Genomic DNA, 21,207 nt, shown 5'->3' with positions numbered 1-21,207 from the left:
CGGCAATTCGATAAAAAGTTGCGCAACGGAAATTTGTGCAGGCCTATGGTTCTCTCTGTCCTGGCGGGATGATAGGGCAAATGCATGGATCAGTTTTTCTCGCTTCTCTCCGCCACTGATTTGGCTATCGCCTTTGGCATTGCGCTGCTTGCCGGCACGGTAAAGGGCATGGTCGGCTTTGCGCTGCCGATGATTCTGGTCTCGGGGCTAAGCCTGTTCCTCGCGCCGGAACTGGCGCTGGCGGGATTGATCCTGCCGACCCTGGTGACCAATTGGATGCAGGCGCTGCGACAGGGCGGCGGCGCCGCCTTTGCCTCGCTCAAGCGGTTCCGCTTGTTCCTGCTGGCCGGGCTGGTGTTTTTGCTGCTTAGCGCGCAGATGGTGCGGGTGCTGCCGCAGCAGGTGATGTTCCTGGCCATTGGCGGCCCGGTGACCCTGTTTGTGCTGTTGCAGCTGATCGGCGTGCCGCTGACCATTGCAAAGCCGACACCGCGTGTGGAAGTGCTGGTCGGGGCCTTTGCCGGGCTGATCGGGGGAGTGTCTGGTGTATGGGGGCCGCCGACCGTGGCCTATCTGACAGCGCTGGGGACTGAAAAGAGCGAACAGATCCGGGTGCAGGGGGTGATCTACGGCATGGGGGCCTTTGCGCTTCTGTTTGCCCATCTGGGCTCGGGCGTGATGCGCAGCGAGACCCTGCCGTTTTCGATCCTGCTGATTGTTCCGGCGGTGCTGGGCATGTGGATTGGCAGCAAGCTGCATGATCGCATTGATCAAAGAGTTTTTAAGCAAGCGACGTTAATCGTTTTGTTGCTGGCGGCGCTTAATCTGTTGCGCCGCGGGTTAATGTTGTAGATCTGTCCGACAAGACCTGTCGGGTAAGGGTAGTGTAACCAGGGAATGCTGAGATCGTGATGCAGGGGATGAACGCAGAACGGCTGGCGCTGGGGACGATCCTGGTCGCGGTACTGGTACTGGCGCTCAAGCTGCTGGCCTGGCGGCTGACAGATTCCGTGGCGCTGCTCTCGGATGCGCTGGAATCTCTGGTCAATGTTGGCGGCGCGGTGATGGCCTGGATGGCCGTGCATTACGCCAAAAAACCCGCAGATGCTGGCCATCCCTTCGGCCATTACAAGGCCGAGTACTTCTCGGCCGTTCTAGAAGGCATCATGATCATTATCGCGGCGCTGCTCATCGTTCAACAATCGGTGCAGGCGCTTGGCAACCTCGGCGAGACTGCCGACTGGGGCCGCGCGGGGCTCTTAGTCAATGGCGCGGCGTTGGGGTTGAACCTGATCTGGGCACGGCTTTTGATCACTCGCGGCAGCGCGCTGAGCTCTCCGGCGTTGATCGCCGGCGGGCGCCATCTGATGAGCGATGTTTGGACATCGGTCGGGGTTTTGGTGGGGCTGGGACTGGCGCTGGCGACCGGATGGGCCATATTAGACCCGCTTTTGGCGCTGTTTGTGGCGGTGAATATTCTGCGTGAAGGCTACGGCGTGGTGGTTTCCTCAGTAAATGGCTTGATGGATTCCGCCGCCCCCGAAGAAGAGCGCGCCGAGATCGAAGAGCTGCTGCATCATGCGGCGACGGGGGCTTTGCAGGTACACGGGCTCAAAACCCGTCGTGCCGGGGTGGCCCTGTTTGTGGAGTTCCACATGGTGGTTGAGGGCTCAATGACCGTGCAGGCATCGCATGACATCTGCGACTGCATCGAAGAGGCCATTCAGGCGGCTTTCCCAGAGGCTCAGGTCACCATTCACGTTGAGCCGGAGCACAAGCTGGAGCCATCGGGAATCGCTCCGGGCTGAGCTATCTCCGGAAGCGTTTGCATTCTGCTCTGCGCTCCCGTTTAAGCAACAGTTAGATGGTGTTGGCAGTCACGGGAGCTGGGCGAGATGGCGATGGAATGGGACAGGTTGTTGAACGCAGGGCGATTGTGCCGCCCGGATTTTGCAGAAGTTCCTGGTCGCCCCGCCTATTTGCAGGACTATGACCGGATTCTGTTTTCGGAACCCTTTCGCCGTCTGGCGCAGAAGACCCAGGTGCATCCGCTCTATGAGCATGACCATGTGCATCACCGGATGATCCACTCCCTAGAAACCGCCAGTGCGGGGCGCTCGCTGGGGGTTCTGGCCGGGCAGGCGATGCTCGAGAAAGGCTATATCTCGGAAACGCAGCGGGAGGTGATCGCTGGTACGGTTCAGGCAGCCTGTCTGGTGCATGACATCGGCAACCCGCCCTTTGGCCATTCCGGCGAGGACAGTATCGGCCATTGGTTCGCCCGCCAATTTGAGGCCAAGGCTGGTGTTGCCGGGGCGGTTCCCAAGGCGCAACAGGCCGAGTTCGAGGCCTTTGAAGGCAATGCCCAGGGCTTTCGCATCGCGGCAACATTGGAAATGGCGCGCCGCGATGGCGGTATGCGCCTGTCCTACGCCACCCTTGCGGCCTTCATGAAATACCCCTGCACCGCCGCGGCACGGCAGCTGAGCGCGCCCGGTTATGTGGGGTTGAAGAAATTTGGTGTCTTTGAGGCCGAGGCCGCGCTGTTTGCCGAGGTGGCCGAGGCCACCGGGCTGCGTGTCGATGGGGCAGGAGCGGGCAAATACTGGCGCCGTCACCCGCTGGCCTCTCTGGTGGAGGCGGCGGATGACATTTGCTACCGGATCCTGGATCTGGAGGATGCCGCCACGGTGGGGGATCTCAGCACCACTCAGGTGATAGACTGTCTGGAAAGCGTCGCAGGCAAGCCCAACCGGGCGGATGATCCGACGATGACCCCGCGCGAGATCGTGGCGATGCGGCGCGCCAGCGCCATCCATCAAGCGATTAAGGCCGCAGTAGAGGCCTTTCTGGCCCATTATGAGGCCATCATGTCGGGTGACTTCAACGACGGGCTGATGGAGGTCTCCAGCAAGGCAGAGGCCTTTGGCCAGATGAAAGAAATCTCAAACGCCCGGATCTTTACAGCAAAGCGCAAGACAGAGCTGGAGATCGCCGGGCGACAGGTGATCTTTGCGGTGCTGGATCATTTCCACGAGTTGTATGGTGATCTGCGGGACTGTGATTGGCAGGTCGAGACCTTCCTCGATAAACATGGCTATTGGGCCAAGCTGGTACGGGCAGTGGATCTGGATCTGCGCGGCATTACCGACGAATACACCGCCATGCACAGTCTGGCGGATTTTGTCTCAGGGATGACGGACCGCTATGCGGTAAAGGTGCGGGACATGATTGCGGGTCGGATCTGAACTAAAGACGCGAAGGGGTCCTAGATGGCGCAGGAGCAGGAAATGGCCATTCTCTTGATCTCGATGTTGGCGACCTATGCAGTTCTGTTGCTATGTTCCCGCCGATACCGAGAAGGCACAAGGCAAATGTTTCGCTTGGAGAAATCGTCCTTGCGGGTGCTCTTGGAAAATCCACTTGCCGTATTGGCGCATCTTTTGTCGTTTTTTATGCCGCTCTACCTCATGGGGCTGCTCTGAGGCTTTTCGGATAGTATACGAAAAAAACCCGGCCAATGGCCGGGTTTTCTATTTGTCGTGACGTATTGGGCTTAGCTGATCGCGGCGGCTTTTACGTCTTCGTCGATATAGGGCAGATACTGCTGGAAGTTGTTGGAGAACATCTCAACCAGTTTTGCGGCCTGTTTGTCATAGGCGGCCTGATCGTCCCAGGTGCGGCGCGGGTCCAGCAGCACTTCGGCAACACCGGGCACAGAGACTGGCACGTCGAAACCAAAGTTGCTGTCTTTGCGGAACTCGGCATCGGCCAGCGACCCTTCGAGAGCAGCTGTCAGCAGGGCACGGGTGGCGCGGATTGGCATCCGCGAGCCAACGCCGTAGGCCCCACCGGTCCAGCCGGTGTTGACCAGCCAGCAAGTCGCGCCATGGGCGGCGATCTTTTCGCGCAGCAGGTTGCCGTAAACCTCGGGGCGACGCGGCATGAAGGGCGCGCCAAAGCAGGTGGAGAATGTGGGCTCCGGCTCGGTCACGCCGCGCTCGGTGCCAGCCACCTTGGAGGTGAAGCCAGACAGGAAGTGATACATCGCCTGCGCCGGGGTCAGACGCGCAATGGGAGGCAGCACGCCAAAGGCATCACAGGTCAGCATGATGATGTTCTTGGGGTGGCCACCAATCGCGCTCTCTGATGCATTGGAGATATAGTGCAGCGGATAGGCGCAACGCATGTTGGCCGTCAGGCTGTCGTCCTCAAAATCCAGCTCTTTGGTCTCTTCGTCAAAGACCATGTTTTCGATCACAGTGCCGAATTTGGAGGTGGTCGCATAAATCTCGGGCTCAGCTTCTGGGTTGAGGCTGATGGTCTTGGCATAGCAGCCGCCCTCAAAGTTGAAGGTGCCGTTGTCGGCCCAGCCATGTTCATCATCTCCGATCAGCACGCGATCAGGGTCGGCAGACAGCGTGGTCTTGCCGGTGCCGGACAGGCCAAAGAACACGGCGGTGTCTACGGGATTGCCCTTGGCGTGGTTGGCCGAGCAATGCATCGGCATGATGCCTTTTTCGGGCAGCAGGTAGTTCAGCAGGGTGAAAACGGATTTCTTGTTTTCACCTGCATATTCGGTGCCGCCGATCAGGATCATCTTGCGATCAAAGTTCATCGCGATGACGGTTTCCGAACGGCAGTCGTGACGCTTGGGGTCGGCCTGGAAGCTGGGGCAGTTGATGACGGTGAAATCTGCCACAAACTCATTCAGGTCTTCGCGCTCGGGGCGGCGCAGCATGGTGCGGATGAACAGACCGTGCCAGGCGAGTTCAGTAACCATACGCACATTGATCGAATGCTTGGGGTCGGCACCGCCAACCAGATCCTGCACGTGGTAGTCGCCACCCTTCATGTGCTCCAGCATGTCGACATAAAGATTGTCGAACCCTTCGGGTGACATCTCGGCGTTGTTTTCCCACCAGATGGTATCTTTGACGCTGTCGGATTTGACGACGTGCTTGTCCTTGGGGGAGCGGCCGGTGAATTTGCCGGTGGTGACGAGGAATGCGCCGCCATTGCCCAGGGTGCCTTCGTCACGCTTCAGAGCTGCTTCAATAAGGGCAGGCTCCATGAGGTTGTAATGGACATTGCCCAGACCCTCGATACCTTGATCCTCGAGGCGGAAATTCGGGTTAACCCGTCCAGATGCCATGTGTTCTCTCTCCTGTGGCGGTTGTGATCAGCCGCATCCATTAAAAGCCGCGCCCCAAGGCCAAATTCGGGGCAGAAGTGCCGGTATCGACACCGGTTAGGCAGCTCATAACATGACGTTTCCATGACTGAACAGGACGGTTTGGCGCAGTTAGCGCCATCAAGGCGGAGTTTAGCGCAACCATTGGCCGCGATGCCGGATCCTTGTTCACTCTTCAGCGGATGATAAGACATTTTTGCCCTAATTGTGGCGAAAGAGAGGCCCGATTCGCCAATGGGGATTGATTCGACGTGCAAGACGGGCGATGAAAGGAAAAAAATAACGACAATATAAAGAGCAGATTTAGGGGCAAATCCAATGTCGAAGATTGCTTTGGTGGATGATGACCGTAACATTTTGACCTCGGTGCAGATGACACTCGAGGCCGAAGGGTTCGAGGTTGAAACCTACAACGATGGGCAGGCCGCTCTGGATGCCTTTAACAAGAAGCTGCCGGATATGGCCGTGCTGGACATCAAGATGCCCCGCATGGACGGTATGGATCTGTTGCAGCGTCTGCGCCAAAAAACGCAGATGCCGGTGATCTTTCTCACCTCCAAAGATGATGAGATCGACGAGGTTCTGGGCCTGCGCATGGGGGCCGACGACTACGTCAAGAAACCCTTCTCGCAACGCTTGCTGGTCGAGCGTATCCGCGCGCTGTTGCGACGTCAGGATGCGCTGAACGGCGATGAGGTTGGCGTTGAGAGCCCCGAGACCAAGGTGATGGAACGTGGCAACCTGCGCATGGATCCATTGCGCCACGCAGTCAGCTGGAAGGGAAAGGATGTGTCGCTCACCGTGACCGAATTCCTCCTGTTGCAGGCGCTGGCGCAGCGTCCCGGCTTTGTCAAAAGCCGCGATCAGTTGATGGATGTGGCCTATGATGACCAAGTCTATGTGGATGATCGGACCATCGACAGCCATATCAAACGGCTGCGTAAGAAAATGCGCACCGCAGACACGGATTTTGCCGCGATCGAGACGCTCTACGGGATCGGCTACCGCTATAATGAAGAGTAAGTCCTGCAGTGGTTTCCAGGGGGGCGTGAAACAATGCGTGACACTGGCCTGACATCGAGTCGGCAAGAAGGCGATGTGGTTTTGGGCGACGATTGGGTCGCGCCGGATCAGACTGTTGCAGCCGAAATGCAGGTGAAACGGGCGCGGCGTGGGTTTTTCTCTTTGAAAGGCTCGCCTCTGACTCGCAAGATCATCACTTTCAATCTTATCGCGCTGATCATTCTGGTTGCGGGGGTGCTCTATCTGAACTCGTCTCGCCAGAGCCTGGTGAAACAGCGAGCCGGTGCCCTGGTGGCCGAAGTCTCGCTAATTGCCGATGTTTATGAAGCGGTCCTGCCCTCCTCCGGCGCGGTCAGTTTGACGACAGGAGATGGCATCGATCCGGTGGAGGTGCTTGAGGGTGTCACCCTGCGCGGCGGGGTCGAAGCCTTTGTCTTTGATACCTCTGGTGTGCTGGTGGCTCAGGTCACTGGTGTGAACCGGCCTGGAGCACTAAATACCCTGAATGAAGGAGGCAAGAGCCGCACATTGATCTCTGACGGGCTGTCGGCCATTTGGACGACGCTGGGTGGGGTGTTCCAATCCCAATCCACCGAAGAGGGCAATGTTAAGCCATTGCAGGAGCAGTTGCAGACCTTAGTTCAGCATTCCCTGACCGGTGCGGCGCAGCTCCAAGTAGTCGGCGATACCAGTGGTGGAATAGTCCTGTCTGCGGTGGCCCCTATCCTCAGCAATGGCACAGCCATTGGCGTGGTGGCGCTTGCTTCCCCCTCAGGAGAAATCGACGCCTTGGTGCGTGGAGAGCGCGAGCGGGTCTTGCAGATTTTTGTCATTGCGCTGTTGGTTTCTATCGGGCTCAGCCTGGTCTTGGCCTCAACCATTGCCAATCCGCTTGCAGATCTTGCCGAGGCCGCCGAGCTGGGGCGTGAGCGGGATTCCCGCAAGGCGCAATCTGGTCGTATCCGCATCCCGGATCTGTCCGCGCGCCCGGATGAGATCGGTCGGCTGAGCCGTGCCCTACGCGGCATGGTCAAGGCACTATATAGCCGGATTGATAGCAACGAACAGTTTGCCGCTGATGTGGCCCATGAGATCAAGAATCCGCTGGCCAGCCTGCAATCTGCAGTTGGCACGCTGCGAATGGTCAAGCGGGACGATCAGCGCGAGAAGCTGATGGAGGTGATCGAACACGACGTGCGTCGCCTTGACCGCCTGGTAAGCGATATCTCCAATGCCTCGCGGTTGGACGCTGAGCTGGTGAAAGAAGAAGAGGATGAATTTGATCTTCTGCAGATGCTCACCAATCTCAACCAATATCTGGGCGAGGACGCGCGGGCAAAAGAGATCGACTATATCACGGACCTGCCACAGCGTCCGGTGATGCTGCAGGGGCTGGAAGCTCGTTTGGCGCAGGTCTTTGTCAATCTCATCACCAATGCGATTTCCTTTTGCGAAGAGGGCGATGCAATCCGGGTTTGGGCACGTCGACGTGACAATCGCGTCTTGATCGTGGTCGAAGACACAGGACCCGGTATCCCGGAACAGGCGCTGTCGAAGATCTTCAAACGCTTCTACTCGCAGCGCCCCGAAGAGCATTTTGGCAATAACTCGGGCCTTGGGCTGGCGATTTCCAAACAGATCGTCGAAGCGCATGGTGGCGTGATCTGGGCAGAGAATATTCGCCCTACCGAGGCCGATGTGACCTCTGAACCTCTGGGCGCGCGTTTTGTTGTTGGCCTGCCTGTCTGATCTGTGAGGCCCGTGACGATGCCCAGTCTCACCCTGCATGCCAGCTGCGTGTCACTGGGGGGACGCGGGATTCTGATCCGGGGGGCATCTGGGAGCGGAAAGTCCTCTTTGACCCTGCAGCTCATGGCATTTGGGGCGGATCTGATTGCGGATGATCAGGTGTGTCTTTGGTCTTCAGGCGATGCCGTCCAAGCCAGATCGCCTGAGGCCCTGAAGGGGCTCATCGAGGCGCGGCATTTTGGAATTTTGACGGCCGAGGTCGCCGCAGAAGCCAGGATCTGTGCTATCGTCGATCTGGACCTGACCGAGACGGAGCGCCTGCCTGTCAAACGGTATCAGAAGCTGCTGGAGCGGGATGTGCAGGTCTTTCATCGGGTCGAGGGGCCTTCTTTTGCCGCTGCCCTGATACAGTTCTTGAAATCTGGGCTACTTGATCCCGATGCTTAGGATTTCAGTATATATTTTTGACTGGCGGAGGGCTCATGTCTGACATCAAGGTAGTGCCGATTGTTCTGGTGACTGGTCCCTCTGGGGCGGGGCGGACAACTGCCATCAATGTGCTCGAAGACCTTGGCTATGAGGCGATTGATAACCTGCCTCTGCGTCTGTTGCCGGGGTTGGTCTCGGCCGCCGGAGACGCCGGGCCCATGGCCCTGGGGCTGGACAGTCGTAACCGGGATTTCTCCCCTGCGGCCCTGCTCGAGGTCATTGACATGCTCGACGCTCGCGCGGGGTGTGATCTGTCGGTACTCTACATGGATGCGCGCCCCGAGGTTCTGCTGCGGCGCTATTCTGAAACCCGCCGCCGCCACCCTCTATCTCCGGGGGAAACCCCTGAACTGGGGGTGCAGCGGGAGTTGAGCCTGATGGGGTCGATCCGCGACCGGGCCAGCCTGTTGCTGGACACCTCTGATATGAATGTGCATCAGGCCAAGGCTGAGATCGAACAGATCTTTGCGCCGGCAGGGCGCAATCTGGCGCTTTCTATTCAAAGCTTTTCCTACAAACGCGGAGTGCCGCGCAGCGTCGACATGGTGTTTGATTGCCGGTTTCTGGACAATCCCTATTGGAACCCGGATCTGCGCGGGAAGAATGGCCGCGATGCAGCAGTGCAGGCGCATGTCAAAGCGGACGCCCGATACGAGGGCTTTTTTGCCCGCGTGCTGGACCTGACGCAGTATCTACTGCCAGCTTACCGCGAGGAGGGGAAATCGCATCTGTCGATCGCCTTTGGGTGCACCGGTGGCCAGCACCGATCCGTCACCCTTGCAGAAACCCTCGCAAAAGCCCTTGCAGAAGAGGGCCAGCAGGTGTCAATTAGACATCGCGAGCTGCAAAGCTAGCAGGAATACGGAGTTGCAGGATTGATCGGGATCGTGATCGTGGCACATGGCGGACTGGCCAGGGAATACCTGGCCGCAGTCGAGCATGTCGTAGGGCCTCAGCCCAACCTTTTGTCCATTGCCATTGCGCCGGAAGATGACCGCGAAGACAAGCAATGCGAAATCTGCGCTGCGGCGGATCAGGTGGACACAGGCGACGGTGTTGTCGTGGTGACGGATCTCTTTGGTGGATCTCCGTCGAATCTTAGTCTGCGCGCCTGCAAGCCGCTCAATCGGCGCATTCTTTACGGGGCAAACCTGCCACTATTGATCAAGCTGGCCAAATCTCGCCATCTTGTCGTGGGAGAGGCGGTGCGTCAGGCGATGGAAGCCGGACGCAAGTATATCAATTCACAAAACATCAACCCCGACGGGGAGCAGGCGCAGTAAATGGTTTTGAAGACATTAAAAATCGTCAATGAAAAGGGGCTGCATGCCCGTGCCTCTGCCAAGCTGGTAGAGGTTGTCGAGGGCTTTGATGCCACGGCTGAGGTGTCAAAGGACGGCATGTCTGCCTCTGGCGACAGTATTATGGGGCTTTTGATGTTGGCAGCCTCGAAAGGAACGACTATTGACGTCGAGACTTCGGGGCCGGATGCTGGTGCTCTGGCCGAGGCGGTTGAGGCCCTGGTGGCTGACAAGTTCGGTGAGGGATTTTAATCTCTCCCCTTTAAACGGACAGGAATGGCACGGTGGCGGATACGGCACATGAGCAAAACACCGGTGTTGCACCGGAGAGTGACCAGGGAACAGGCGAGGTCTATGACCGGCGCACCCTGACCTATGCCAATTCCTTTGATGACCGCTGGACCTCTTTGGCGATCAAGGCGATCGAGTGGATGACCGGCAAGCTGACCATTTTGCGCATGGTCAAGAAGTTTGAAAACCAGAACGCCGAATACCGGGGACAAAAGTTCTGGCGCGGGGCGCTGAATGTGATGGGTATCAACCTGCTCACCCCCGAAGAGCAGATCCAAAACATCCCCGGCGAAGGCCCGGTGGTGATTGTCGCCAACCACCCGCATGGCATGGTCGATGGTATGATCTTTGCCGATCTGATTGGCCTGGTGCGTCAGGATTATCGGATCCTGACCCGCTCGGTGCTGACCGGCCTGGATGAGGCAGCAACCTCCTTTATGATCCCAGTTCCCTTCCCGCATGATCCGGAAGCGCAAAAGAAGATGGTCGAGATGCGCGCCAAGACCATGTCACACCTCAAGGCGGGGGGTGTTGTTGCGCTCTTCCCATCGGGGGTTGTGATGTCCTCCGAGAGCTGGTTCGGCCCGGCAATCGAACAGGAATGGAACGTCTTTACTGCGCAGCTGATCCGTCGCTCTGGCGCGCGGGTGGTGCCGATCTTCTTTCCTGGCAGCAATTCGCGCAGCTATCAGATTGCCAACAAGCTGTCCCCGATTCTGCGCCAAGGCCTGCTGCTGCATGAAATCGTCCGCTCCTGCAACAAGCCACAGGCGCCGGTGGTGGGGGAGCCCCTGACCGACGAACAGATGGCGCAGCTACAAAGCGACCCGCGTGGTTTTATGGCCTGGCTGCGTGAGCATACTCTCAGCCTCGGTAAGAAGAGCTGAGTCAGGCGTTTTGGGGCTTTTCAGCTTCTGAGTCACCAAAGCAGCAACTTCAAAGCCCGCATCTCCTGATCCCTGCGTGACAGCGCTTTGTTCCAGTCCCAAGCAAAATGACGGTATCCACGCCCAAAGGGCGCGGAGCCTCCGCAATTTGGCTTGATCCTGGCCCGCACCGCCGTCCTACGGGTGTCAGGCGATGAGGGCTCCGAAGCAGCGGCTTGAGGAGAGGAGAATCAGCGGGTAGGGACGGGAGTTTCACCGCGATAGTCGTAAAAACCGCGCTGTGTTTTGCGGCCCAGCCAGCCGGCCTCGACATATTTTGTCAGCAGCGGGCAGGGGCGGTATTTGGTATCGGCCAGCCCTTCATGCAGCACGTTCATAATCGCAAGGCAGGTGTCCAGGCCGATAAAATCAGCCAGCTCCAAGGGCCCCATCGGGTGGTTGGCGCCCAGCTTCATCGACTCATCAATAGATTTGACCGAGCCGACCCCTTCATACAGCGTATAGACTGCTTCGTTGATCATCGGCATCAGGATCCGATTGACGATGAAGGCGGGGAAATCTTCGGCGCTGGCCGAGGTCTTGCCCAGGCGTGCAACCACGGCCTGACAGGCGGCAAAGGTCTCTTCATCGGTGGCAATTCCCCGGATCAGTTCCACCAGCTGCATTACCGGCACCGGATTCATGAAGTGAAACCCCATGAAACGCTCGGGGCGGTCTGTGCGGCTGGCCAGACGGGTGATCGAGATTGAGGAAGTGTTGGAGGTGAGAATCGTATGAGGCTGCAGATGTGGCAGCAGGTCTTCAAAGATGGCTTGCTTGATGGTTTCGCGTTCGGTCGCGGCCTCGATGACCAAATCCGTCGCACCGACATCGGACAAAGCCAAGGTTGTTGCAATGCGGGCCATAGCGGCGCTGACATCTGCCTCGGAGATCTTTCCGCGACTGGCCTGACGCGTCAGATTTTTTTGAATGGAACTAACGGCAGCATCCAGGGACTGTTGGTTAATGTCATTCAAAACAACATCATAGCCAGCCAATGCCATGACGTGCGCGATGCCGTTGCCCATCTGGCCCGCGCCGATGATGCCGATCTTTTTGATTTCCATTCCCGTGGCTCCTGAATTGCCTGCGGGATAACCTTATCGGGGGCTTTGGGGCAGACACAAGGCTGCTCATCTGGAATTTTAGGTGAAATTTAACTTTAGGGAATTTGCAATCATTCCCCGCCAAAGTGATCCTTGGGTGAAAAGATTGGTGGGAACCATGAGTTACGAAACCAAAAGCGCAGGCGCGCTTTCGGGCGGAACGTGCTGCTACGCGGGATCGCGTTTGCCGGTGCGTGGCCCTCTAAGAGAATTGAAAAGTCCTTATATCGCGTTTCTTGGTGGCACCGAGGTGTTTGGCCGCTTTGTCAAAACGCCAATGTCCGATGTTGGCGAGTCCCTGTTGAAGCGAACCTGTGTCAATCTGGCGGCCGTGAATGCAGGTCTGGATGCCTTTGCCTCAGATGGGGCATTATTGGCGATTGCGCGTCAGGCGGAGCTTGCGGTGGTGCAGGTGTTGGGGGCACAGAATGTCTCGAACCGCTACTACCGGGTGCATCCACGGCGCAACGACCGCTTTCTGCAGGCGCAACCAGCCCTCAAGACACTGTTTCCCGAGGTGGACTATACCGAGTTTCATTTTAACAAACATCTGCTGACCTCGCTTCAGGCGCTCTCAGAGGAGCGGTTTGCCCAGGTCCGTCAGCATCTTCAGGACGCTTGGGTAGACCGCATGACGCAGATGATCGCGGAGTTGCAGGGGCGGGTTGTCCTGCTGTGGCTACGCTATGATCTCAATGGCACGGCTGCCTTCACTCAGGAGCCTGTTTTGGTAGAGCGCAGCATGATCCAGGCTCTGGAGGATCGTGTTGAGGGTCTTGTCGAGATCGATGTGTCACCTGCGGGGCTGGTGGATGACTTTGACGGTATGATTTTGGGTGATCTGGACTTTCCTGCGGCGCAACACATGCTGGGACCAAAGGAGCAGGCCCGCATTGGCTGCCTGCTGGCCGAAACACTTCAAGAACTGCTATAGGGCGCGGACCGACATCAGTTGATTTGAGAGAGCCAAAGAAAACGGGGCCCGCAGCAAATGCAGGCCCCGTTTCTATGTGTTGGTCCGCTCAGGATTGCCCCTGGTCGGACGTATCGCGCTTAGCCGAGCTTTTCGGTCAGCTCAGGCACGGCAGCAAAGAGATCCGCAACCAGGCCAAAGTCGGCAACCTGGAAGATTGGCGCTTCTTCGTCCTTGTTGATCGCAACGATCACTTTGGAATCTTTCATGCCTGCCAAGTGCTGGATCGCACCGGAGATGCCGACAGCAACATAAAGGTCAGGCGCGACGACCTTACCGGTCTGGCCAACCTGCCAGTCGTTAGGAGCGTAGCCGGAGTCAACAGCCGCACGCGAGGCGCCAACCGCCGCGCCCAGCTTGTCTGCCAGGGCTTCGATCAGTTTGAAGTCTTCTTCTGACCCAACGCCACGACCACCAGAAACAACCACACCAGCCGAAGTCAGCTCGGGGCGGTCAGAGGCGGCAACCTTGTCTTCGACCCATTCGGACAGACCGGGGTTTTCGGCAGCACCGATGGTGTCAACGGAGGCAGAGCCGCCTTCGCCAGCCGCGTCAAAGGTCGCGGTGCGGAAAGAGATAACTTTCTTTGCATCCGAGGATTTGACGGTCTGGATCGCGTTACCTGCATAGATAGGACGCTCAAAGGTGGAGCCGTCAACAACAGCTGTCACATCCGAGATTACCATGACGTCCAGCAGCGCGGCGACGCGGGGCAGCACGTTCTTGGCGTCGGTGGTGGCCGGAGCAACGATGTGCTCATAGTCACCAGCCAGCGAGGCGATCAGCGCCGCAGTGGGTTCCGCCAGGCGGTGGCCCAGGGAAGCATCTTCGGCAACCAGAACCCGTGAAACGCCAGCGATCTTGGCGGCTTCGGCACCAGCAGCCGCAGCAGAGGCGCCAGCGGCCAGAACGGTCACATCACCCAGAGCAGCAGCCGCAGAAACGGCCTTGGCGGTTGCGTCCAGCGCCAGGGCGCCATCGGTCACTTCAGCAAGGAGAAGAACAGCCATTACACAGCCCCCGCTTCTTTGAGTTTCTCGACCAGCTCGTCAACGGAGCCAACCATGATACCGGCGGCACGGGCCGCTGGCTCGGAGGTGGAAACCACTTCCAGGCGCGGAGTGACATCGACGCCGTAATCGGCGGCGGTCTTCTCGGCCATGGGCTTCTTCTTTGCCTTCATGATGTTTGGCAGCGAAGCATAGCGTGGCTCGTTCAAACGCAGATCAACGGTGACGATGGCAGGCATGTTCACCTTGATGGTCTGCAGACCGCCGTCCACTTCGCGGGTCACAACGGCTTTGTCGCCATCGATGTCCAGCTCAGAGGCAAAGGTGCCTTGCGACCAGCCCAGGAGGGCCGAGAGCATCTGGCCAGTGGCGTTCATGTCGTTGTCGATCGCCTGCTTGCCAGCCAGAACCAGGCCGGGCTGCTCTTCGTCGACGATGCCTTTGAGGATCTTGGCAACCGCCAGTGGCTCGATGTCGCTGTGCACATCATCAGCGGCCACAACCAGGATGGCGCGGTCGGCGCCCATGGCCAGAGCGGTGCGCAGGGTTTCCTGAGCCTGCTTCACGCCGATGGAAACAGCAACGACTTCATCAGCCTTGCCTGCTTCTTTGAGGCGGATGGCCTCTTCTACAGCGATTTCGTCGAAGGGGTTCATCGACATTTTAACATTGGCGAGATCGACACCGCTGCCGTCCGCTTTGACGCGGACTTTCACGTTATAGTCAATCACGCGCTTGACAGGCACGAGTACCTTCATTTTGCGTTCTCTCCTTAACAAACGGCACACCGCCGAAACGGGCACCCTCTATGCTCTCGCGCTGTTGATACCGGGTCAGACCGGGGCACAACAGGGAAAAATCGTCACGTTGCAGTTCGCAGACGTCGTGTTTGGTCTTTTGCCACGACAATCTTGCAAGAATGTTTCGTGGTGGCTGCTCGCATTTCGCATGGTGACGCGAAACCGGCTGGCGGCTTGCTCCGGTGTGACGGGTTCCGGAACAAGAGTTAGCTAGGCGCGAATCGCTGCTCTGTCGATGGGTTTTGCGACAGGTGACGCTGCGGCGCAGCATGTGACGCTGGGTGCCTTTGGGAAAACCCTGCGCCAGAATCTGCCTCAAAGGTCCCCTTAACGATTGGCGCCGGGCACCCAGAGCACATCCCTGGCGCCGTTGTCATTGGCATGGCGCGAGGCGACAAAAAACCAATCCGACAGGCGATTGAGATAGGTCACAACCACCGGGTTGATGTCTTCCACTGTCGCGAGTTCTGTTGTCAGCCGTTCAGCGCGCCGCGCTACGGTGCGGCAGATATGCAGATGCGCCGCCAGGGCAGAGCCCCCGGGCAGAACAAAGCTGCGCAGCGCGGCCAGATCTTTGTTCATCGCGTCGATTTCGCTCTCCAGCCGGTCGACCTGAGATTGGGCAATGCGTAGTGGCGGATATTCCGCCTCAGCGTCTTTATCCATTTCGGGGCGGCACAGATCGGCGCCCAGATCAAAGAGGTCATTCTGGATGCGCGACAGGGCGCTGTCCATTTTGGCGTCATCAGAGCTCGAAAGGCGGGCTACGCCGATACAGGCGTTCAGCTCATCCGAGGTGCCATAGGCGTTGACGCGCGCATCATGTTTGGCAACGCGCGCGCCGTTGCCAAGCGCGGTGTCGCCCTTGTCGCCGGTGCGGGTATAGATCTTGTTCAGGACCACCATGTTTTACTGTCCTCCTTGGCCGCGCAGATAGACATAGGCTACCAACAGCACCACAGCGATGAACTGAAACAACAGCCGCAGCCGCATCAACTTATTGGCATTTTTCTGGTTGAAAGCGCCGCCTTTGCCAAAGCCGCCAAGCCCCAGCACCAAAACAACCACGACAGCTGCCATTGCCAGAATTGCTAGTAAATAAAGCGGATCACCCATGTGCTGTCTTCCTTCGCGTTTGCCTAGGTTCTGGTCTATCCTTTGCCGAAGGGCTTGGCGACCAAGAAGTGATTATCTGAGTCTCAGCAGGATGCGGTCAATTGCCCGGGTGGTCAGAATACGGCGCAGGAAACCGGCGACATAGGTCGGTGTGGTCACATAATAGCGTGGCCGTGGGCGCCGGGATTCGCAGGCATGGACCAGCTTGGCGGTGACAGCGGAAGCCGGCAGTTCGAACTGATCCGGGCCTGTGCTCTCATAGAGCCGCTTGAGTAGTTTCTTTTCATACAGAGGGCGAAAGGCCGAGTTTTTCCAATCGATGTGGCGCTCAAAATGGGGAATGGCATTTTCGCGAAACCGTGAGGTCACCGGGCCGGGTTCGATCAGGGCGACCTCGATATTGCTACCGATCAGCTCAATCCGCAGCGTGTCGGTCAGGCCCTCGATGGCGTATTTTGTAGCCACATAGGCGCCGCGCCAGGGATAGGAGACCAGCCCCAGAATCGATGAATTCTGCACAATTCGCCCATGGCCCTGCGCCCGCATCACCGGCAGCACCTGGCGGGTCAGCTCGTGCCAGCCAAAGACATTGGTCTCAAAGATCTGGCGCAACCCTTCGGTGGCCAGATCCTCAACCGCGCCGGGCAGCCCATGGGCACCATTGTTGAACAGCGCATCCAAAGTGCCGCCAGTCGCTTCCAGCACCTCGGCCAGCCCGGTGGTGATGCTCTGGGCATCCGTGTAGTCGATGCGCGGGCTGTCAAAGCCTTCGGCGCGCAGACGGTCACAGTCCTCTGCCTGCCTGCAAGAGGCAAAGACCCGCCAGCCGCGTGCCCGCATGGCGCGCGCAGCGTCCAGCCCGATCCCAGAGGAGCAGCCGGTGATCAATATCGTTTGTTGCATGGTCAACCCTGTTTGCCAAACCCCCGGCTGATGGATCCGGGGTACTCTGCACAGGGTTATGAGCGTTTCTTGCTCACCAGGGAAGCGGCAACCCAACCGATCTTCTGGCCATTCTGGGTTCTGAGTTGCAGCCAGCCTGTGCCGCTGTCTTCCACAACAAGCACCTCATCCCCGGCCAGCAAGCGGCCAATCACCGGATAGATGGTTCCAGGCCCTTGGCGCATATTGACGCGTGAAGCGCGGATCTGGCGGATGTCGAGATAGCTTTCGGCAGGCGGTGCGGGCGTCGTAGGATCTGCAGCTGACAGCCCGGTGTTGAGCACCATACCGCCGCTGCCTGTCCCGCTGGCGGGGCGATTGGTCATGGCGACCAGCCCGCCCTGGATATTGTCCATCTGTAGCAGACCGGTTTCAGCCCCCGGCGCAAAAGCTGTGCCGGAGCTTTGCAAGCTGTTGCCAGCCGAGGCGATTTTTTCTAGCGCGACGGCTCGCCGATGAGCCGGATCTGCGGCAGGTCTAGGGGTGATGACAGGGTGCTCTGCACCGGCTGAGGTCGGTTGCAGCACCGGTGTCGTGACCAGCGAGGCGGCGCGGATCTTGGCGCTGCGCTGGAACTTACTGTCTGCTGCTGTCGGCTGAGTTGGCGTTGCAGCTGGAGTCGTGGCTGCGACCTGCTGCTGAGGCGGCCGTTCGGGCGCCACAAAATCACGCCCCCCGCTGAGTTCGTAAAACCCCCACCCCATGAAGGCAAAAGAGACTATAACTAGGCGCGACATGGCGCATCCCCCCCGGAACAAAATCAATAGCATCAAATAATGGCGGCACGCCCAAATTGGCTGGAACAGGCCATTGGACCGCTGTGGCAGCACCAAAGGCCGCCATACTCTAAACTGATCCCATTAATATAGTTCGAATCGTCTCGGAACACAGGGGAGACTGTTCCGGCTTCTCCCCCTTTGGCCGCTATCAGCACACATCCCAGCGGTCATTGGCCGGGCTGCCTATGCTGAAAAGGCAGCAGTTGTTGCAAGGCAGTGGATAAATCGGATCCATCGCTTTACCGCAGCAGAAGGGAGAAGTATCACAAAGGCATGAGCGACACCCAAGACGATACCGATGCCCCGCTGCCGCAAAACGGCGAGATTCTGGAACCCCTGCGCCGTGCCATTGGGGAGCGCTACCTGACCTATGCGCTGAGCACCATCATGCACCGGGCTCTGCCCGATGCGCGTGACGGGCTGAAACCGGTTCATCGACGGATCCTTTATGCGATGAATCGGCTGCGGCTCAGCTCGACCGGGGGCTTTTTGAAATCGGCCAAGATTTCCGGCGATACCATGGGGGATTTCCACCCCCACGGTGATGCTGCGATCTATGATGCCATGGCTCGCTTGGCGCAGGATTTTAACGTCCGCTACCCGCTGGTTGATGGCCAGGGCAACTTTGGCAATATCGACGGCGACAACCCGGCGGCCTCGCGCTACACCGAGGCGCGCATGACCTTTATCGCCGAGGCGATGCTGGAAGGTTTAAACGAGGATTCGGTCGATTTTCGCGACAACTACGATGGCCGCCTGACAGAGCCAGCGGTTCTTCCAGCAACCTTCCCCAATATCCTCGCCAATGGGGCGGCAGGGATTGCCGTGGGCATGGCGACCAATATTCCGCCGCATAATATTGCGGAACTCATTGACGCCTGTATCCATCTGATCAAATCACCAGGTGCCGATGATGACACGCTGCTGAAATATGTGCCGGGGCCTGATTTTCCAACTGGCGGTATCATCGTTGAACCCCGCGAAAACATCGCCAAGGCCTATCGCACCGGGCGCGGCTCGTTCCGGCTGCGCTGCACCCATGAGGTCGAAGACCTGGGCCGGGGCCAGTGGCAGATCGTGGTCACCGAGATCCCCTATCAGGTGCAGAAATCCAAGCTGATCGAAAAGATCGCCGAGCTGATCCAGACCAAGAAGGTGCCGATTCTCGCCGATATCCGCGACGAAAGCGCCGAAGACATCCGTATCGTGCTGGAACCGAAGTCAAAGAATGTCGATCCGGATGTTTTGATGAACATGATGTTCCGCAACTCCGATCTGGAGCTGCGCTTTAGCCTCAACATGAATGTGCTGATCGACGGGGTGACGCCCAAAGTCTGCTCGATGAAGGAGGTGCTGCGCGCCTTCCTCGATCATCGCCGCGATGTGTTGCAGCGCCGGTCTGAATACCGCATGGGCAAGATCGATCATCGGCTGGAAGTGCTGGATGGTTTTATCATCGCCTTCCTCAATCTGGACCGGGTGATTGATATCATCCGCTACGACGAGGATCCAAAATCTGCATTGATGCGGGAAGATTGGGATCTGGATCATCCCCGTGCCTATGAGGAAGCGGATTATGTGACCCCGGCACCGGGGGAAGGCGCGCTCAGCGAGGTTCAGGCCGAGGCGATTCTGAATATGCGGCTGCGGTCCCTGCGCCGCCTCGAAGAGGTCGAACTGACCAAGGAACGTGACGCCCTGCGCGAAGAGCGCGCCGGGCTGGTTGAGTTGTTGGGCTCGGATGTTCTGCAATGGAGCAAGATCACCGAGCAGCTGCGCGCCACCAAGAAACAGTTTGGCAAAGACTATGTTGGCGGTGCCCGTCGCTCGCGCTTTGCCGAGGCTGGCGAGGTCGAAGAGGTGCCGCTGGAGGCCATGATCGACCGCGAACCCATCACCGTGGTTTGCAGCCAGATGGGCTGGATCCGGGCGATGACCGGGCATATCGATCTGAACCGTGAGCTGAAATTCAAAGATGGCGATGGTGCACGGTTTATCTTCCATGCGGAAACCACTGACCGTTTGCTGGCCTTTGGCAGCAATGGCCGTTTCTACACGATTAGCGCCGCCAACCTGCCCGGCGGGCGCGGGATGGGCGAGCCGCTGCGTTTGATGGTGGATCTGCCAAATGAGGTCGAAATCGTCGATATCCTGATTCACAACCCCGAAGGCAGGCTCCTGGTGGCCTCTTCGGCAGGCAACGGGTTTATCTGCGCCGAAAAGGACATCGTGGCCCAGACCCGAACCGGCAAACAGGTGTTGAACGTCAAGGATGATGATCGTGCCCAGATCTGTATTCCGGTGACCGGTGACCACGTGGCGATTGTCTCGGAAAACGGCAAATTTCTGGTCTTTTCAGTCGAGGAAATGCCAGAGCTGACCCGCGGCAAGGGCGTGCGGCTGCAAAAATACAATATGGCACGCGGGAAACAGGGCTCGCTTGAACTCGACGGCGGGCTCAGCGATATCACCACCTTCAACTGGGACGAGGGTATTTCCTGGGAGATGGGCGGCGGCAAGACCCGCCATGAAACCGACCTCAGCCAGTGGCTGGGCAAACGTGCAGGCATCGGCAAGCGCCCCCCCTATGGCTTCCCACGGAACTACAAATTCAAATAGTGGGACGTTTTTCGCCTATGATCTGTGACCCTTAGGCCACCGAGATTGCCAGAGCCGCCCCTTTCGGTTTACCGATTGGGCGGCTCTGGTTTATCTGACGCTAGACCAAAACCCATAGTTCCTACCCGATGAGGCCCTTGATGATCCGAATTCTTGCTCTATTGGCCTCCCTGGTCCTGCTGGCGGCCTGCGACGAAACCCAGTTGAACGAGGCCAAAGAGGACCTTGGGGATTTCAACATGCGGGTCTCTTTTGTCTATACCGATAAGGCGCTGCAATGGCCTCTGTCACGGGCTGCCGAAACTTCAGAATGGAATGAACCCATTGAGCGCGCTTTGGAGGCGCGGCTGGGTCGCTACAATGGCGCTGGAAAATATGATGTGGCTATCACGCTGGAGGGCTTTTTACTCGCCACGGGCGGCATCCCGGTTCTGGTGAACCCCAAAAGCGCCGCTGTGGTGAATGTCTTTGTCTATGACGTCACCACCAAGACCTATCTGCTGAAAGAGCACCAGATGAAGATCTTTGAGGATACCACAGGTGAGAGCGCCATTTTTGGATCGGGCTACAGCCGCACAAAGGCAGAGCAGATCGACGGGCTTGCGCTCAAGATTGTTGATGGGCTGGAAGAATACATGGCCGCGCAACATGCCGAAAAGGGCTGGTTCAACGGTGGAGAATCGCCTGAGACCTTGGCCGAACCGGAACCGGTCACAGCGCCTGCCGATACCGCAGCTGTGGCAGAGTAAAAACAGGCAGGCCAAAGATGGCCAAAAGCAACCCCATCAATCAGGTACGGGTTGATTTTCTTCTCCAAACCAAATATGCGGCGCGCGCAGAGGAAATTTGGGTCGATAGTCGGCCCTCTCTTTCAAAAGGGCGCCTAGAG

22 protein-coding genes are annotated in these 21,207 nt (G+C 58.3%); 14 read left to right on the top strand and 8 right to left on the bottom strand.

The window, feature by feature from the left end:
* The first annotated feature begins 84 nt into the window (after positions 1–84).
* The 4 genes from AN476_RS05575 (at position 85) to AN476_RS05560 (ending at position 3,485) form a co-directional block, all read left to right on the top strand.
* The gene (locus AN476_RS05575; RefSeq protein ID WP_054460004.1) at positions 85–852 is read left to right on the top strand and encodes a sulfite exporter TauE/SafE family protein; all 768 of its coding nucleotides are present in this window, start codon (positions 85–87) and stop codon (positions 850–852) included.
* A gap of 59 nt (positions 853–911) precedes the next feature.
* Positions 912–1,808, top strand: a complete 897-nt coding sequence (locus AN476_RS05570) for a cation diffusion facilitator family transporter (RefSeq protein ID WP_172684795.1) — start codon at positions 912–914, stop codon at positions 1,806–1,808.
* Between the two features lie 93 nt (positions 1,809–1,901).
* A complete protein-coding gene (gene dgt / locus AN476_RS05565; protein ID WP_054460187.1) occupies positions 1,902–3,248 on the top strand; it encodes a dGTP triphosphohydrolase in 1,347 nt (448 codons plus the stop codon).
* A 42-nt stretch (positions 3,249–3,290) separates the two neighbouring features.
* Positions 3,291–3,485, top strand: coding sequence for a hypothetical protein (locus AN476_RS05560; RefSeq protein ID WP_157063686.1), 195 nt, complete (start codon positions 3,291–3,293; stop codon positions 3,483–3,485).
* A 71-nt stretch (positions 3,486–3,556) separates the two neighbouring features.
* Here the strand turns inward: AN476_RS05560 and AN476_RS05555 are convergent, their stop codons facing one another.
* Positions 3,557–5,155 carry a phosphoenolpyruvate carboxykinase gene (locus tag AN476_RS05555; protein ID WP_054460002.1) on the bottom strand — a complete coding sequence of 533 codons (1,599 nt, stop codon included), beginning with the start codon at positions 5,153–5,155 and terminating at the stop codon, positions 3,557–3,559.
* Positions 5,156–5,512: 357 nt separating this feature from the next.
* Here AN476_RS05555 and AN476_RS05550 point away from each other — a divergent pair, with 357 nt between their 5' ends.
* The 7 genes from AN476_RS05550 to AN476_RS05520 are packed head-to-tail and all read left to right on the top strand — an operon-like array spanning position 5,513 to position 10,934.
* Positions 5,513–6,217, top strand: coding sequence for a response regulator transcription factor (locus tag AN476_RS05550; protein ID WP_054460001.1), 705 nt, complete (start codon positions 5,513–5,515; stop codon positions 6,215–6,217).
* 33 nt (positions 6,218–6,250) lie between these two features.
* Complete coding sequence (locus AN476_RS05545) at positions 6,251–7,966, top strand: sensor histidine kinase (protein ID WP_054460000.1); 1,716 nt, start codon at positions 6,251–6,253, stop codon at positions 7,964–7,966.
* A gap of 18 nt (positions 7,967–7,984) precedes the next feature.
* Positions 7,985–8,413: an HPr kinase/phosphorylase gene (locus tag AN476_RS05540; protein WP_083464250.1), complete on the top strand. Its 429-nt coding sequence runs from the start codon at positions 7,985–7,987 to the stop codon at positions 8,411–8,413.
* A gap of 35 nt (positions 8,414–8,448) precedes the next feature.
* Positions 8,449–9,309: an RNase adapter RapZ gene (gene rapZ, locus AN476_RS05535; RefSeq protein ID WP_054459999.1), complete on the top strand. Its 861-nt coding sequence runs from the start codon at positions 8,449–8,451 to the stop codon at positions 9,307–9,309.
* A gap of 21 nt (positions 9,310–9,330) precedes the next feature.
* On the top strand, positions 9,331–9,738 hold the full coding sequence (locus tag AN476_RS05530) for a PTS sugar transporter subunit IIA (RefSeq protein ID WP_054459998.1): 408 nt from the start codon (positions 9,331–9,333) through the stop codon (positions 9,736–9,738).
* Complete coding sequence (locus AN476_RS05525) at positions 9,739–10,008, top strand: HPr family phosphocarrier protein (RefSeq protein ID WP_054459997.1); 270 nt, start codon at positions 9,739–9,741, stop codon at positions 10,006–10,008.
* A gap of 32 nt (positions 10,009–10,040) precedes the next feature.
* Positions 10,041–10,934: a lysophospholipid acyltransferase family protein gene (locus tag AN476_RS05520; protein ID WP_054459996.1), complete on the top strand. Its 894-nt coding sequence runs from the start codon at positions 10,041–10,043 to the stop codon at positions 10,932–10,934.
* 230 nt (positions 10,935–11,164) lie between these two features.
* On the opposite strand, the gene AN476_RS05515 is transcribed toward AN476_RS05520, so the two are convergent.
* Entirely contained in the window at positions 11,165–12,040 is an 876-nt protein-coding gene (locus AN476_RS05515) for a 3-hydroxybutyryl-CoA dehydrogenase (RefSeq protein ID WP_054459995.1), read from the bottom strand.
* Between the two features lie 157 nt (positions 12,041–12,197).
* Between AN476_RS05515 and AN476_RS05510 the strand changes: the two genes are divergently transcribed.
* Entirely contained in the window at positions 12,198–13,013 is an 816-nt protein-coding gene (locus tag AN476_RS05510) for a DUF6473 family protein (protein WP_054459994.1), read from the top strand.
* Positions 13,014–13,132: 119 nt separating this feature from the next.
* Here the strand turns inward: AN476_RS05510 and AN476_RS05505 are convergent, their stop codons facing one another.
* From AN476_RS05505 to AN476_RS05480, 6 genes are all read right to left on the bottom strand, one after another.
* Positions 13,133–14,062, bottom strand: a complete 930-nt coding sequence (locus AN476_RS05505; RefSeq protein WP_054459993.1) for an electron transfer flavoprotein subunit alpha/FixB family protein — start codon at positions 14,060–14,062, stop codon at positions 13,133–13,135.
* Positions 14,062–14,820: an electron transfer flavoprotein subunit beta/FixA family protein gene (locus AN476_RS05500; RefSeq protein ID WP_009810803.1), complete on the bottom strand. Its 759-nt coding sequence runs from the start codon at positions 14,818–14,820 to the stop codon at positions 14,062–14,064. Before AN476_RS05500 ends, AN476_RS05505 begins: the two co-directional genes overlap by 1 nt.
* 369 nt (positions 14,821–15,189) lie before the next feature.
* Positions 15,190–15,768: a cob(I)yrinic acid a,c-diamide adenosyltransferase gene (locus tag AN476_RS05495; RefSeq protein WP_054459992.1), complete on the bottom strand. Its 579-nt coding sequence runs from the start codon at positions 15,766–15,768 to the stop codon at positions 15,190–15,192.
* A gap of 3 nt (positions 15,769–15,771) precedes the next feature.
* On the bottom strand, positions 15,772–15,978 hold the full coding sequence (locus AN476_RS05490; protein WP_054459991.1) for a twin transmembrane helix small protein: 207 nt from the start codon (positions 15,976–15,978) through the stop codon (positions 15,772–15,774).
* A 72-nt stretch (positions 15,979–16,050) separates the two neighbouring features.
* Positions 16,051–16,881 (bottom strand): SDR family NAD(P)-dependent oxidoreductase, encoded by an 831-nt coding sequence (locus tag AN476_RS05485; RefSeq protein WP_054459990.1) that lies wholly within the window; start codon positions 16,879–16,881, stop codon positions 16,051–16,053.
* 56 nt (positions 16,882–16,937) lie between these two features.
* Positions 16,938–17,657 (bottom strand): SH3 domain-containing protein, encoded by a 720-nt coding sequence (locus tag AN476_RS05480; protein WP_054459989.1) that lies wholly within the window; start codon positions 17,655–17,657, stop codon positions 16,938–16,940.
* Between the two features lie 315 nt (positions 17,658–17,972).
* Here AN476_RS05480 and AN476_RS05475 point away from each other — a divergent pair, with 315 nt between their 5' ends.
* Together AN476_RS05475 and AN476_RS05470 are read left to right on the top strand one after the other, a co-directional pair.
* On the top strand, positions 17,973–20,318 hold the full coding sequence (locus AN476_RS05475; protein ID WP_054459988.1) for a DNA topoisomerase IV subunit A: 2,346 nt from the start codon (positions 17,973–17,975) through the stop codon (positions 20,316–20,318).
* A gap of 140 nt (positions 20,319–20,458) precedes the next feature.
* Entirely contained in the window at positions 20,459–21,067 is a 609-nt protein-coding gene (locus AN476_RS05470; RefSeq protein WP_054459987.1) for a hypothetical protein, read from the top strand.
* Positions 21,068–21,207: the final 140 nt, after the last annotated feature.

The sequence above is a fragment of the Phaeobacter sp. 11ANDIMAR09 genome (assembly GCF_001294455.1).
Taxonomy (GTDB): domain Bacteria; phylum Pseudomonadota; class Alphaproteobacteria; order Rhodobacterales; family Rhodobacteraceae; genus Pseudophaeobacter.
The sequence above is the reverse complement of the archived record's forward strand: the minus strand, read 5'-3'. Positions and strand labels throughout refer to the sequence as shown.

What these genes read in the sequence shown, in the direction of transcription:
- AN476_RS05570 (WP_172684795.1), top strand. Translation starts at nt 912, where the DNA reads ATGCAGGGGATGAACGCAGAACGGCTGGCGCTGGGGACGATCCTGGTC.
- AN476_RS05555 (WP_054460002.1), bottom strand. Translation starts at nt 5,155, where the DNA reads ATGGCATCTGGACGGGTTAACCCGAATTTCCGCCTCGAGGATCAAGGT.
- AN476_RS05545 (WP_054460000.1), top strand. Translation starts at nt 6,251, where the DNA reads ATGCGTGACACTGGCCTGACATCGAGTCGGCAAGAAGGCGATGTGGTT.
- dgt (WP_054460187.1), top strand. Translation starts at nt 1,902, where the DNA reads ATGGAATGGGACAGGTTGTTGAACGCAGGGCGATTGTGCCGCCCGGAT.
- AN476_RS05500 (WP_009810803.1), bottom strand. Translation starts at nt 14,820, where the DNA reads ATGAAGGTACTCGTGCCTGTCAAGCGCGTGATTGACTATAACGTGAAA.
- AN476_RS05505 (WP_054459993.1), bottom strand. Translation starts at nt 14,062, where the DNA reads ATGGCTGTTCTTCTCCTTGCTGAAGTGACCGATGGCGCCCTGGCGCTG.
- AN476_RS05550 (WP_054460001.1), top strand. Translation starts at nt 5,513, where the DNA reads ATGTCGAAGATTGCTTTGGTGGATGATGACCGTAACATTTTGACCTCG.
- AN476_RS05515 (WP_054459995.1), bottom strand. Translation starts at nt 12,040, where the DNA reads ATGGAAATCAAAAAGATCGGCATCATCGGCGCGGGCCAGATGGGCAAC.
- AN476_RS05525 (WP_054459997.1), top strand. Translation starts at nt 9,739, where the DNA reads ATGGTTTTGAAGACATTAAAAATCGTCAATGAAAAGGGGCTGCATGCC.
- AN476_RS05475 (WP_054459988.1), top strand. Translation starts at nt 17,973, where the DNA reads ATGAGCGACACCCAAGACGATACCGATGCCCCGCTGCCGCAAAACGGC.
- rapZ (WP_054459999.1), top strand. Translation starts at nt 8,449, where the DNA reads ATGTCTGACATCAAGGTAGTGCCGATTGTTCTGGTGACTGGTCCCTCT.
- AN476_RS05470 (WP_054459987.1), top strand. Translation starts at nt 20,459, where the DNA reads ATGATCCGAATTCTTGCTCTATTGGCCTCCCTGGTCCTGCTGGCGGCC.
- AN476_RS05490 (WP_054459991.1), bottom strand. Translation starts at nt 15,978, where the DNA reads ATGGGTGATCCGCTTTATTTACTAGCAATTCTGGCAATGGCAGCTGTC.
- AN476_RS05510 (WP_054459994.1), top strand. Translation starts at nt 12,198, where the DNA reads ATGAGTTACGAAACCAAAAGCGCAGGCGCGCTTTCGGGCGGAACGTGC.
- AN476_RS05575 (WP_054460004.1), top strand. Translation starts at nt 85, where the DNA reads ATGGATCAGTTTTTCTCGCTTCTCTCCGCCACTGATTTGGCTATCGCC.
- AN476_RS05480 (WP_054459989.1), bottom strand. Translation starts at nt 17,657, where the DNA reads ATGTCGCGCCTAGTTATAGTCTCTTTTGCCTTCATGGGGTGGGGGTTT.
- AN476_RS05495 (WP_054459992.1), bottom strand. Translation starts at nt 15,768, where the DNA reads ATGGTGGTCCTGAACAAGATCTATACCCGCACCGGCGACAAGGGCGAC.
- AN476_RS05540 (WP_083464250.1), top strand. Translation starts at nt 7,985, where the DNA reads ATGCCCAGTCTCACCCTGCATGCCAGCTGCGTGTCACTGGGGGGACGC.
- AN476_RS05485 (WP_054459990.1), bottom strand. Translation starts at nt 16,881, where the DNA reads ATGCAACAAACGATATTGATCACCGGCTGCTCCTCTGGGATCGGGCTG.
- AN476_RS05560 (WP_157063686.1), top strand. Translation starts at nt 3,291, where the DNA reads ATGGCCATTCTCTTGATCTCGATGTTGGCGACCTATGCAGTTCTGTTG.